The sequence below is a fragment of the Mesocryomonas lacus genome, from assembly GCF_055730135.2.
Window position 1 is genome coordinate 451,104 of sequence record NZ_JBUZWE020000002.1, and the last position, 11,871, is coordinate 462,974.

10 protein-coding genes are annotated in these 11,871 nt (G+C 60.8%); 7 read left to right on the forward strand and 3 right to left on the reverse strand.

Annotated features, from left to right (window positions below; genetic code table 11):
- Positions 1-203: 203 nt before the first annotated feature.
- A complete protein-coding gene (locus ACZLZY_RS04985; protein WP_472932335.1) occupies positions 204-1,493 on the reverse strand; it encodes a polysaccharide biosynthesis/export family protein in 1,290 nt (429 codons plus the stop codon).
- A gap of 97 nt (positions 1,494-1,590) precedes the next feature.
- Positions 1,591-2,271: a sugar transferase gene (locus ACZLZY_RS04990; protein ID WP_472932336.1), complete on the reverse strand. Its 681-nt coding sequence runs from the start codon at positions 2,269-2,271 to the stop codon at positions 1,591-1,593.
- A gap of 792 nt (positions 2,272-3,063) precedes the next feature.
- On the opposite strand from ACZLZY_RS04990, the gene ACZLZY_RS04995 reads away from it, so the two are divergent.
- Positions 3,064-4,086 (forward strand): glycosyltransferase family 2 protein, encoded by a 1,023-nt coding sequence (locus ACZLZY_RS04995; RefSeq protein ID WP_472932337.1) that lies wholly within the window; start codon positions 3,064-3,066, stop codon positions 4,084-4,086.
- Between the two features lie 1,031 nt (positions 4,087-5,117).
- On the opposite strand, the gene ACZLZY_RS05000 is transcribed toward ACZLZY_RS04995, so the two are convergent.
- The gene (locus ACZLZY_RS05000; RefSeq protein WP_472932338.1) at positions 5,118-5,360 is read right to left on the reverse strand and encodes a hypothetical protein; all 243 of its coding nucleotides are present in this window, start codon (positions 5,358-5,360) and stop codon (positions 5,118-5,120) included.
- Between the two features lie 428 nt (positions 5,361-5,788).
- Here ACZLZY_RS05000 and exoK point away from each other — a divergent pair, with 428 nt between their 5' ends.
- From exoK to ACZLZY_RS05030, 6 genes are all read left to right on the forward strand, one after another.
- Positions 5,789-6,580: an endo-1,3-1,4-beta-glycanase ExoK gene (gene exoK / locus ACZLZY_RS05005; RefSeq protein ID WP_472932339.1), complete on the forward strand. Its 792-nt coding sequence runs from the start codon at positions 5,789-5,791 to the stop codon at positions 6,578-6,580.
- A 104-nt stretch (positions 6,581-6,684) separates the two neighbouring features.
- Positions 6,685-7,857 (forward strand): glycosyltransferase, encoded by a 1,173-nt coding sequence (locus ACZLZY_RS05010; RefSeq protein ID WP_472932340.1) that lies wholly within the window; start codon positions 6,685-6,687, stop codon positions 7,855-7,857.
- Between the two features lie 50 nt (positions 7,858-7,907).
- Positions 7,908-8,885: a glycosyltransferase family 2 protein gene (locus ACZLZY_RS05015; protein WP_472932341.1), complete on the forward strand. Its 978-nt coding sequence runs from the start codon at positions 7,908-7,910 to the stop codon at positions 8,883-8,885.
- Positions 8,882-9,835: a glycosyltransferase family 2 protein gene (locus ACZLZY_RS05020; RefSeq protein ID WP_472932342.1), complete on the forward strand. Its 954-nt coding sequence runs from the start codon at positions 8,882-8,884 to the stop codon at positions 9,833-9,835. The genes ACZLZY_RS05015 and ACZLZY_RS05020 overlap by 4 nt, the downstream gene beginning before the upstream one ends.
- Entirely contained in the window at positions 9,792-10,778 is a 987-nt protein-coding gene (locus ACZLZY_RS05025; protein WP_472932343.1) for a glycosyltransferase family 2 protein, read from the forward strand. The genes ACZLZY_RS05020 and ACZLZY_RS05025 overlap by 44 nt, the downstream gene beginning before the upstream one ends.
- 62 nt (positions 10,779-10,840) lie before the next feature.
- The gene (locus ACZLZY_RS05030; RefSeq protein ID WP_472932344.1) at positions 10,841-11,737 is read left to right on the forward strand and encodes a UTP--glucose-1-phosphate uridylyltransferase; all 897 of its coding nucleotides are present in this window, start codon (positions 10,841-10,843) and stop codon (positions 11,735-11,737) included.
- Positions 11,738-11,871 lie beyond the last annotated feature (134 nt).

Below are 11,871 nucleotides of genomic sequence, written 5' to 3' on the forward strand. Positions count from 1 at the left end.
AAGAGGGGTCAACCGCTGCTGCCGATATTCAGCTCAAAAAGACGCGTGGCCCAAGAGGCTTCCTGATCGGATCGGTGATATCGGCAATCCTATGGATTGCTATCCTCATGTTTCTGTTTCTTTAAAACAGAAAGCCAGCCGTCCATCCCGATGATGCCGGCTTAAGTCTATTCCCCGTGGAAGTCGCTCTTTGAAGCGCCGGCTTAGTTGAGCGGCACTGCTGCCGGGATCAAGGCCACCTTCACGACATCGCCCGGAACAACGGGTGTGTTCTCTTCGGCCGCCAGTTCCTCAGGCTTGCCTTCTTGGTTCCGGACGATCGTGTAGCGGATCTTGGTGGCGCCGAAAGTTCCGGTGTCGATCATCGCGCCGCGCGAGGTCGCCTCGTTCACCAATCCACGGCTCAAGGCGATCTTCAGGTCGACGCTCTTCAATTCGGCTTCGGTCTGCTGCCGGGTCTGCGCGATCTCGGCTTCCCGGTCGTTCTGCAGATCGATCGCGCTCTGATTGGCTTTGACAATATCCTGCTTGGCCTGCAGCAAGGCCGTCTCGTAATCGAGGACCTTTGTCTCCATCTCAGCCAGCGTCCGTTCTACCGACAGCAGCCGGGAGTTTACGACGAGGCCGCGATTGGACAGTGTGCCGACGTCGCTCTGCTCCTTCTTCGAAAGCTCGATCTGCCGATTCTGGCTGACGATCTTCTTCTCGAGGGTTTCGATCTGGCTGCTGAGCAATCTCTTCAGATCCTCGATGGCCTCGAGTTGGAGTTTCAGGCGTCGGGTGCGGGTGCCCATGATCGCCTGCTCATCCGAAATGATGGATTCGATATCGGCGGCCTGCTGGAGTTCGGCCGGCGGATCGAAGGCCTCCTTCTCCGCGCTGGCGGCCTCGGCCGTCAGGCGGGAGCGGCGCACGATCAGACGGTTGCGCTGAGCGACGAGCACGGCCTCGTCGCCGCGGGCGTTGATGAGTTCGCGTTCGATCGCCTGGCCGCTGTCGGAGCGACGCAACCCGCCGGCAAGGCTGACGGCCTTGAGGACGGTCATATCAGGTGCAAAGGGATACTGACCGGGATTGGACGCGTCTCCCGCGATGAAGACGGGACGGAATTCGGCCAGTTCTACCGACGCATTGGGCTTGTCGGTCAGGCCGAGGGTCTGCTGAAGTTCGGCGCCGATGGCATCCGCGACCTCGGCCGTGGTCTTGCCGGCAGCGGGCACCTCGCCGATGAACGGAATGGAAACATTGCCCGCGGGGCCCACGAGATAATCGCCCGCCAGCGCCGTCCAGTCGCGAACCGCGCCTTCCGCAGTCCGCCACTCCACGACCTTGATGCGGAGCTTGTCCATCGTTCCGAGTTGATAGTCCGCGGCGTTGGAACTGATCAGAGTCGAGAGCAGCAGGGCAGCAGACAGAGAGAAAACGGTGCCCGCACGAGCCTGCCTCTTCAAAGGCGATACCAACATACTGGCACCAAGGCGCATGGTTTTCATCGAAGCTTCCTCTTCTTTCCGTCTTCGCCCGTCATGTCGCAAGATCGGCCGAACGGCAAGTGTTCAGTAGCAGCAAGATGAACCGAAGCGCCTTGCGTCAGTAGCTTCCGCGCGACGCGAGGACGGCAGGAACCGTGCGCAGGATAATGGTGAGGTCGGTGACGAACGACCAGTTCTGAACGTAGTGCGTATCGAACGCGACGCGCTCGCCATACGACACATCGTTGCGGCCGCTGATCTGCCAGAGGCCGGTGAGGCCAGGGCGCGACTTCAAATAGTAGACCGAGGCATTTCCATACATCGCGAGTTCATCTGTGACGACCGGTCGCGGGCCGACAATGCTCATGTCGCCGCACAGGATGTTCAGGATCTGCGGCAGCTCATCGAGGCTCAGCTTGCGCAAAATCGTGCCGATGGTGGTTACCCGCGGGTCGTTCTGCAGCTTGCGGGTGGCAGCCCACTCAATGGCCGCGTCCGGATTCTCGGCCAGATGACGCGCCAGAACATCGGCGCCATCCTGGACCATTGTCCTGAACTTCAGGCATTTGAAGCTGTTGCCGTTCCGGCCAACCCGAACATGGCCGTAGAAGATCGAGCCTGGCCCCGACAGCTTCACCAGAAGCATCAGGATGAGAAAGAGCGGGCTGAGGAGCAAGAGCCCGACGAGGGCGCCGACAACGTCAAAGCCCCGCTTCAGCATTCCACCGATTGGCGGGTGAGCATTCGCTTGACCCGAAAATTTAATCGGAAGCGATCCTAGTCTGGCTTCGGGTCTCATCGTCCGGTTTCCCACGTTGGTTACGGGCGTCTCAGTGTCATCACCCAAAATGCTGCAGTGCAGTAGCTACCATACTGTCGATGGTCCGAGCAAGCAAGTGTGATCTGGAATGGGTCGCGATGCCCGCGTAGGCGTGCATATCAAAGCTGCATTCAGCAAAGTTTCAGCATCCGGACCTTGATTTGGTCTGAATGTGACGGAAATCGGTTAAATTTAGTATAGGACATGCTTCGAATATGTGCTCAATGGACCAATTAGAGCTCATCAAGCAGAAGATTATCTATATAGATTGCTCGAGAGATGCTGGGGAAGGTGTAGTAAGGTTGCTGAGGTGAAATTCTCTCCGATGGTTCACGGGAACGGTGTGGACCTCGAAAAATCGCGCGGCGAAAGCTGAATCATATACATTCCTGCCTGTCTGAACCGTGTAACAAATTGCTGGTTCAGCGAGAGCCTTGCGCGCTGGGGTGGAGCGCACGAGGGCAGTCTGCTCAGCTATGGTGCAGAAATTGCCGAGAATGCCGCGGCACTGTGCTGCTGATCCGCTAAATCTGGGATGCTGCAGCGCGCGGGGTGCATGGCTTCTTCTGCTTTCCGGGGTTCGATCCGCTGCCTGCGAGGCACGAAGACGAAGATGGTGGGCGCATGCCTTGCAGCAGACGACTACGTGGGTGGATTCAATTCCCTATGCTGACCTGAATTGCCCGCGCCTCGCGGCCTCTGATACTGCAAGGTTCGATGCTACGCGGGGATGTGCCTTGCGCGGACCGGAATGACCAGAAGGAGTTGCAGATGGTAGACGACGCAACCGGCGGCGTATGTGTCATCATCGCAGCCATGAATGCCAGCGCGACGATCGGCCAGGCCATTCGTTCAGCGCTCGGCCAAGCCCAAGTCGTCGAGGTGGTGGTCGTCGACGACGGCTCCCACGACGGGACTGCCGAGGTGGCGGCCGGGGCCGACGACGGTACCGGCCGGTTGCAGGTGAAGCGGCTTGACGTGAACCGCGGTCCATCGGCCGCCCGCAACTATGCGATCCTGCAGTCCACGGCGCCGCTGCTGGCCATTCTGGACGCCGATGACTTCTTTCTGCCGCAGCGCTTCGATCGGATGCTGGCCGAGGGCGGCTGGGACTTCATCGCTGACAACATCCTCTTTTTAGACGGCGCGCCACTGGACCCGATGCTCGTCGAGGCGCCTGACTTCCTGCCTGACACCAGCCTGCTCGGTCTCTCTGAATTCATCCGTGGCAATCTGTCGGTGCGGGGGCAACCTCGCGCAGAGACGGGCTTCCTGAAGCCGGTAATGCGAAGGGCGTTTCTCGACCGGCATGGACTGCGCTATCGCGAAGAGATGCGGCTCGGCGAAGATTACGATCTCTATGCGCGCGCCTTGATCGCCGGTGCCCGTTACAAGATCATCCATGGCTGCGGCTATGGGGCTGTGGTCCGAGCAAATTCGCTGAGTGGCCGGCACCGGACGATCGATCTCAAATGCCTGTATGAAGCCGATTGCGCTCTTCTCAAGCAGCCAGGCCTTCAGGGGGAGGGGCGGCGGCTGGTCGAGCAGCACACCGCGCAGGTAAAACGGCGTTACGAGCTCAGGCGGTTTCTCGACGAGAAGGCCGAGCGTGGCCTATGGCGAACGGCCATGGGCATGCTGGCGCGGACGTCCGCTTTGCCGGGGGTCGCGACCGATATCTTCCTGGACAAGTACGACCATTTGAAATCGACCCGCGCTGAGCCTTCCGTGGCGGCGGATGAGAAGCTTCCGCGCACGCTGATCAAGGGTCGGCTTGCGCCAACCACAAAGTGATCGAGTGCGAAGGCAGCTTTGATCCTCTCAGATCAGCCCTCCTGACGCCGTTCGCTCGATCGGAGCCGGTTCGCGAACAGTCCAATGCGGAATGGCCCAGGCGCTTGGGGACCTCGGGCCGTGAGGGCGCAGGGCGCTCTAGTTGGGTCCCGTCATGCGGACGGGCAAGCTGCCGGTCATCGACGTCCACAAGCGTCGCAGCATCGAGACGAGGAATGGTTTCGGCGTTTCGGAGGCGGGTCTGCGGTGGATTGCTGAATTCGTCGCCTTGAATGGCGGTACCTCAAACACGAAGTCGTATTCCATTACCCAATGCCCCAGGAGTTTTGGTCGTCTGTCATCCGGCGGCTGGCGTCCCTTAAAGAGGACGAAACCCGCAAGACCAGCTCAAGCGTGATCTAGCTCATTGAGCAAGCAATGCAGCCGAGTTCCGGCTATTTGTCCACTGCGCTCTTAACGCTTGTGAACAAATTTCCGTTGTTCGCAGCTGATCTGAAGCCATCCGCGCCTCCGTCGCATGTCGCCAGCCGTCCGACGCCGGGAAGTCGGTATGGCCATTGCGAAACACTCGGGCTTAGCGCTGCCCATCGTCCAGTTTCTTAAAACCGGAATTGATAGCGCAGTGAGCAAATAGAGTTTGAAGCAAGCGAGTGATCGGCTGCCGTTCGACTACCCATGCCCGTAATAGTTTTGGTGAATTTGACCGAAATTTTAATGGACGACCCAGTGTATTCGTGCTGACTTCATCACAGATGGAGGGCCAACTTCCACAAAAAGGGAGGCGGATTTGCACACTTCAACCCATTCAAATTTTTACAGGGTGGTTCGGCTATCGCTCGCGACAGCACTGGCACGAGACCCGATGCGGGGCATGCTGTTGGGCTTCAGCCTTTCGGCGCTGCTGTGGGGAGCAATACTGTCGCTGGTGGGGTAGTCGTCATCCCGCTCTTGAAATGCTGATGATATAAGGGGGGCGTCGCGCGGACCTAGGTGGATGGAGCGTATCGAGTGACAAGGCTCCGATCTGCAGCCTATCCCAATCGCCGCCTGTTACGGCCCTTAAAGCGCTGGCCCTTCGCCTTTCGGCGGTCCTGAGAACTGACCAGCACGGGGGGCGGTAAGCTCAGGGACTCGTTGTAGACCCACCCGCCATCGAAGCGGCGACGATAGAAGTTGTTTTTCCAGCTCGTCGGAAGGGACTGCAGCTTCCAGATGTAGTGCAGCCAGCCGATCTTCTCCCACTCGCCATATTCTGGCGGTTCTGATGCAGTCATGTTTCCTCGCATGGTCCAGGGCAGTGCCCCTTCCGGCGCTGGCGCGCATCACTAGAAGTCATTTGTGAAATTTGCGTGCCGCAGAATGTTACAATCCAGAACCGGAATGACGGCGGTATGGCTCTTCAATTGGCTTAACCGAGCAGGCCAGCCTGAGGGGCAAACTGCGGCGAAATTTGCGCCGCGGGTTCTGCACTTCAGGCGTTGGAGGGCCTCGAGCTGGCTGAGAGCGATGCATCTCCGTCACCGCCCTGAGTGAACACACGATACCCCACTGTCCTTCGTCGCCTCGATAGCGCTATCCGCATGCCCGATTGGATAGGATGCTGGGAGAAAATTCGGCACGATCTTATTATCTTCTCGTTTGCTTGCCATTGTGCAGTGCGAAAGAACCAGCGACGATCGATGTCGTGGAACAAGGATATGAGATGCTTCGTCGGAATATCGCAAAAGCCCCTTTCACATCCCTGGCCGTCTTGGCTCTCTTTGCCGTGCCAACCCTCGCGCAGGCGCAGCAAAAACCGCCCGGCGGTTCCTTTCTCGAAGAGTTCAACCAGCTCAGCCCCAGCCGCTGGTACATCTCCGATGGCTGGAACAATGGGGCGCATCAGAACTGCACCTGGCTGAAGCGCAATGTGAAGCTTTCGGATGGTATCCTGAAACTCGTCTTTGCCAAGCAAAAGACGAAGGACCGGGAATACGGCTGCGCCGAGGTGCAGACAAAGACCCGCTATAGCTACGGTACCTATGAGGTCCGGATGAAGTCCGCTGCCGGCAAGGGGTTGAATTCCGCGATGTTCACCTACATCGGCCCCGTCTCGAAGCAGCCCTGGGACGAGATCGACTTCGAGGTTCTCGGCAAGGATCCGAGCCAGGTCCAGTTGAACCAGTATGTCGACGGAAAGGGCGGGAATGAAAAGTTCGCGCCGGTCGAGGGTGGCGCCGATCAAGCCTTCAACGACTATGCCTTCATCTGGGAGAGGCAGCGGCTGCGCTACTTCGTCAATGGCGTTCTGGTTCACACCGTGACGGACACCCCCGCCATCCCAACCCACCCTTCCGCCATCATGCTGTCGATGTGGGGGAGCGATACGCTTGAGTCGTGGCTCGGAAAATTTGTCGACCCGGGTGAAGTAGCGCTCGAGGTTGATCGCATCTCCTATACGGCTCCAGGTGACAAGTGCCAGTTCCCGACGTCCGTCGCGTGCTCGCAACAGTAAAAGCTGAGTAACATTAGGGTTAAAACGCCTAAGTTCCTCCGAATGTTGCAGGGCAGCAAAAATTGCCGTAATTCGTGGTCGGGGCGAGGTTCGAAGGGGTCGGCATGCTGCACATCTTGTATCTGGTGCATGATCTATCGGATCCTGCAGTGCGCCGGCGCGTGATGATGCTGGCAGCGGGCGGCGCGCGCGTGACTCTCGCCGGCTTTCGGCGGACAGACAAGGTCGTCTCCGAGGTTGCCGGGCTCAAGCCCATCGATCTCGGCGTCACCGCCGACGGCCGGTTTCTTCAGCGGATCGCGGCGATCTCGGCAGCAGCGGCGCGTCTCGGTTCGAAGCTGAAGGGGCTTGCCGCCCCCGATGTCATCATCGGCCGCAACCTCGAAATGCTCGCTCTGGCGAACCGTGCGCGGAGCCTTTTCGGCAGCAAGTGCCCGATCGTTTACGAGGCGCTGGACATCCATCGTCTGCTCCTGCGGGATGATTTTCTCGGTCAGGGGCTGCGCCGCGCAGAGCGTGCCCTGTCGCGCAATGCTGATCTGCTGCTGACGAGTTCGCCTGCCTTCCTTCGGGAGTATTTTGCGGCGCGTGGGCAGTTTGCAGCGCCGACAATGCTTCTAGAAAACAAGGTGCTGGAGCTCGGCGAAGCGGAGAGCGATGACGTTGCTCCCGCCTTGGCCCTGCAGCAGCCGACCCGCATTGGGTGGTTCGGCGCATTGCGCTGCCGACGGTCGCTCGAACTTCTCGGCGTGTTCACGCGGAAGATGGAAGGGCGGTTCGAGGTGATCCTGCGCGGGCGCCCGGCCTTGTCGGAGTTCGCGGATTTTCACGCCGACGTCGCCGCACAGCAGCACGTACGGTTCGAGGGCGCCTATCGCAATCCCGAAGACCTTTCGGCGATCTACGGCGAAGTTCATTTCACCTGGGCCATCGACTTCTTCGAAGCCGGCCAGAACTCCGATTGGCTGTTGCCGAACCGGCTTTACGAGGGCTGTCGCAACGGCGTGGTGCCGATCGCGCTCGCCGGCACTGAAACCGCACGCTTTCTCGAAGACAACGCGCTTGGCCTGATTTTGCCGGAGGCGAGCCCGGAAGCCTTGATCGACCTGCTGGAGCCGGTTGATGCCGGTTCCTATGCCATCGAGCGCGCGCGTGTCGCGGCGCACGGACGGCAGAAATGGATCATCGATGCCGCCGGCTGCCGTGAGCTTGTGGCGCGTCTGGAAGGTCTCGTGACAGGTGGCAGATCGTTCGTTCCCGAAGAGGTCGCTGCCTGATGACGATCGACCCCTCCGTCGTGTCTGCCGGATCCCAGCCGGATCTGGCCATGTTGCCGTCTGGAATGATCGTCATTCCTTGCCTCAACGAAGCGCTGCACATCGAAGCCCTGCTCGCACAGATGCACCCCGCCGCGGAGCGGCTCGGCCTCTCGCTGATTGTCGCCGATGGTGGCAGCACGGACGGCACGCTGGAAATCCTGGCGCGCTTGCAGGGTGGCTATCCCCGGCTGACGGTCGTCGACAATCCCCGCCGCCTGCAGAGCGCCGCCTTGAACAGCGTCGTCGCGCGTTTTGGCGATGGTGCCGAGTTTCTCATTCGCATCGACGCGCATGGCGGCTATCCCGCGGATTATTGCGACCAGCTGATCGACGAGATGAAGACGACCGGCGCCGATTCCGTCGTCGTCGGCATGGAGACCCGCGGCGTTTCCGGTTTTCAGAAGGCAACGGCGGCGGCCCAAAATTCCAAGCTCGGCAATGGCGGCTCCAAGCACCGGGGCGGCAGCGTCGGTCAATGGATCGATCATGGCCATCACGCGCTGATGCGGATCGAGGCGTTCCGCGCCGTCGGCGGCTATGACGAGAGCTTTAGCCACAATGAGGACGCCGAGCTCGATTTTCGCCTGCGGGCTGCCGGCTACCGCATCTGGATGACCGACGGGACGCGGATGGTCTATTACCCGCGATCGACGGTCAAAGGGCTGTTTCGTCAGTATTTGGGTTACGGTCGGGGGCGGGCGCGCAATCTAATCAAGCACGGCAATCGACCGAAGATCCGGCAGGCGATCCTGCTCAGCGTCGCGCCCCTCGTTCTGATTGCCCTGTTGTCGGTCTTCTGGTGGTGGATGGCGTTGCCGGCGCTGGCATGGGCCGCCTTGTGCCTGGGATACGGGGCCTGGATCAGCCTGAAGGGCGAGGGCGGGCCCCTCGTCGGTGTGTCGGCGATGACCATGCATTTCGCTTGGTCAGCCGGTTTCTGGCTGCAACTGATCGCGCCGAAGCGGCAGAAGAGGGCTCTTGCATGAGCACTGATCTGGAAGGCTCAAACATGGTGACGGTCGACGTCTGCATCTGCACGTTCCGTCGACCGGCTCTCGCCGCGACCATCCACTCTCTGGCAAATCAGACTGTACCAGCGGGCGTGGCGGTGCGGCTGATCGTGGCCGACAACGATGTGACGCCGAGTGCCGAGCCGCTGGTGCGGCGCCTGGCAGAAGAATGCCCGCATCCCATTCTCTATACGCATGCACCCGCGCAGAATATTTCGATCGCGCGCAATGCCTGCCTCGATGCTGCCAGCGGCGACTTCCTCGCCTTCATCGACGATGACGAGACCGCTTCAACCGGCTGGCTTGCCGCTCTCCTGGAAGCTTCCGATGGTGCCGAGGCGGTGCTCGGGCCGGCACGTGCCGCCTACGAGGCCGAGGCGCCGCAGTGGATGCGGTCGGGCGACTTCCATTCGACCGCGCCTGTCTGGGTGAATGGCGAGATCGTCACCGGCTACACCTGCAACGTCCTGCTCCGGCGGGACTCGCCAGCGGTCGCCGGCCGCCGTTTCGCCGTGGCGCTCGGTCGAAGCGGCGGCGAGGATACCGACTATTTCACCGGCCTGACCCGGGCTGGCGGGCGGATCGTCTATGCCGAGCGGGCCGTCGTCGATGATCCCGTGCCCGCCAACAGGGCCCGGTTTTCCTGGCTGATGAAACGGCGCTTCCGCATGGGGCAGACGCACAGCCGTATCGTCATCGGGGCCGCAAGCGGTGCGGCGCGCCTCCGTCATGTGGGGGCGGCGACGGCCAAGACAGTTCTCTGTTTCGCCATGGCGACCGCCACAGTGCCATTCGCCACGCGGCGCAACCGCTGGGCGCTGCGGGGGACCATGCATGCCGGGGTTGTCGCCGGTCTGCTCGGCCTGTCCGAGATCACTCAGTATGGCGACGTCGAACCGGGCCAGGGCAAGACCAATGCAGCCTGATGTCAGCGTCGTCATCGCCGCTTACAATGCAGAGGAGGGTGTTGCGAGAGCGATCCGCAGCGCCCTTTCCCAGGTCGGCGTCACCGTGGAAGTCGTCGTCGTCGACGACCTTTCGACAGATGCAACGGTCGAGATCGTCCGTGGCTTTGCCGGCGACGGCGTTCGTCTCGTGGCCCTTTCGCGCAATGTCGGTCCCGGCGGCGCCCGAAACGCCGGCCTCGACGTGGCGACAGGGCGGTGGATCGCCATCCTCGATTCCGACGACACGCTGCGTCCGGACCGGCTTGCCCGGATGATCGCGCTCGGCGAAAACCGGCAGGCTCAGGCGGTCGTCGATAATCTGGTGGTGGTTCAGGAGGGAGCCGGCACCGGCGATGTCATGTTCCCGGCCGGCTTCCTCTCAGCGATTGAAGAAATTAATCTTGCCGACTTTATTCGGTCCAACATCCTCTTCAAGACGACCTTCAACTTCGGCTACATGAAGCCGATCTTCGACCGGGCGTTTCTCGTACGGCAGGCGGTTCGGTACGAGGAGAGTCTTCGGATCGGTGAAGACTATATCTTTTTGGCATCGGTTTTGGCGAAAGGCGGCAAGTGCGTGGTCGATCCTGAAACCGGCTATCTTTACCATATCCGTCAGGCATCGATCTCGCGCGTCCTGGAGCCAAGGCACGTTGCCAGCATGCTGGAGGCCGATATTCGCTTCGAGAAGCAGCATGTCATCACGGGGAAAGCGCGCGACGCCTTTGATCTGCGACAGCGCAGCCTCGAAGAGGCCGGCGCCTTTCTGGCGCTGGTTGATCACATCAAGCAGCGCGCTCTCGGCAAGGCGATTGCAACGGCGGTGCGAAACCCCGCGGCAGTCCGTCACCTCAGCATGCCGCTGATGGTTCGCCTCCGGCGCTTCTTTCCCGGAATTGCCGGGTTCAGCAAGTCCCAATAACAAGAAACGGGGGAAGTCGAAGGCGACAGATCGCCGCCCCCATTCACTTCAAGGAGAACAGCATGAAAAAAGTCAGAAAGGCCGTCATTCCGGTCGCAGGCCTCGGCACGCGCTTTCTTCCGGCAACCAAGTCCATGCCGAAGGAAATGCTTACCATCGTCGATAGGCCGGTCGTGCAGTACGCCGTGGATGAGGCTTTGGAAGCCGGCATCGAGCATATCGTCTTCGTGACCGGGCGCAACAAGGCGACCATCGAGGACTATTTCGACATCCAGCCTGAGCTGTATCTTACCCTTTCGGAGAAGGGCAAAAAGGATCAGTTGAACGCGCTGGAGGCCATCTTGCCACCGCCGGGCTCGATGAGCTTCACTCGTCAGCAGTCGCCGCTGGGTCTCGGGCATGCGATCTGGTGCGCCCGCGACATCATCGGCGACGAGCCTTTTGCCGTCCTGCTGCCGGACATGGTTTGCTTCGGCGAGGAAGGGTGTCTGTCCGGTCTCATCGATCTCTACGGGACGACGGGCGGCAACGTGATTGCGGTCGAGCAGTGCGATCCCAGCCAGACCGGCAGCTACGGCATCGTCGGCAAGGGCGATGCCGTCGGCAGCGGTTTTGCGATCACCGAGATGGTCGAGAAGCCAGCACCGGCCGTTGCTCCGTCGAACTACTACATCAACGGCCGCTATGTCCTGCAGCCCGAGGTGTTCGAGATCCTTGGGACCCAGGCTAAGGGCGCAGGCAATGAAATCCAGTTGACGGACGCCATGCTGCGCCTGTCGGAAAACCAGAAGTTCTTCGCCAGGCCCTATGCCGGCAAGACCTTCGATTGCGGTGCCAAGGATGGCTTCATCCAGGCCAATGTCGCCTTCGCCCTGGCGCGGGACGACATTCGCGAGCTGGTCTACGAGCCCATCTCCGAGATGGTCAAAAGCTATGGCGGCCGCGTCACGGTAGCCTGACGCTCGTCGAGGCCGTATTGCCCAAACCGGGTGGTGCGGTCTATGTCTCTACCGCACTGCGGAAGCCTGGCGGACCGGCAATCAGTCGCCAACTACGCCAGGCTTCAAGAACGCCTGATCTCGGCGAGTACGAT

Coding starts and splice junctions, on each gene's coding strand:
- ACZLZY_RS04985 (WP_472932335.1), bottom strand. CDS start 1,493: ATGAAAACCATGCGCCTTGGTGCCAGTATGTTGGTATCGCCTTTGAAG.
- ACZLZY_RS04990 (WP_472932336.1), bottom strand. CDS start 2,271: ATGAGACCCGAAGCCAGACTAGGATCGCTTCCGATTAAATTTTCGGGT.
- ACZLZY_RS04995 (WP_472932337.1), top strand. CDS start 3,064: ATGGTAGACGACGCAACCGGCGGCGTATGTGTCATCATCGCAGCCATG.
- ACZLZY_RS05000 (WP_472932338.1), bottom strand. CDS start 5,360: ATGACTGCATCAGAACCGCCAGAATATGGCGAGTGGGAGAAGATCGGC.
- exoK (WP_472932339.1), top strand. CDS start 5,789: ATGCTTCGTCGGAATATCGCAAAAGCCCCTTTCACATCCCTGGCCGTC.
- ACZLZY_RS05010 (WP_472932340.1), top strand. CDS start 6,685: ATGCTGCACATCTTGTATCTGGTGCATGATCTATCGGATCCTGCAGTG.
- ACZLZY_RS05015 (WP_472932341.1), top strand. CDS start 7,908: ATGTTGCCGTCTGGAATGATCGTCATTCCTTGCCTCAACGAAGCGCTG.
- ACZLZY_RS05020 (WP_472932342.1), top strand. CDS start 8,882: ATGAGCACTGATCTGGAAGGCTCAAACATGGTGACGGTCGACGTCTGC.
- ACZLZY_RS05025 (WP_472932343.1), top strand. CDS start 9,792: ATGGCGACGTCGAACCGGGCCAGGGCAAGACCAATGCAGCCTGATGTC.
- ACZLZY_RS05030 (WP_472932344.1), top strand. CDS start 10,841: ATGAAAAAAGTCAGAAAGGCCGTCATTCCGGTCGCAGGCCTCGGCACG.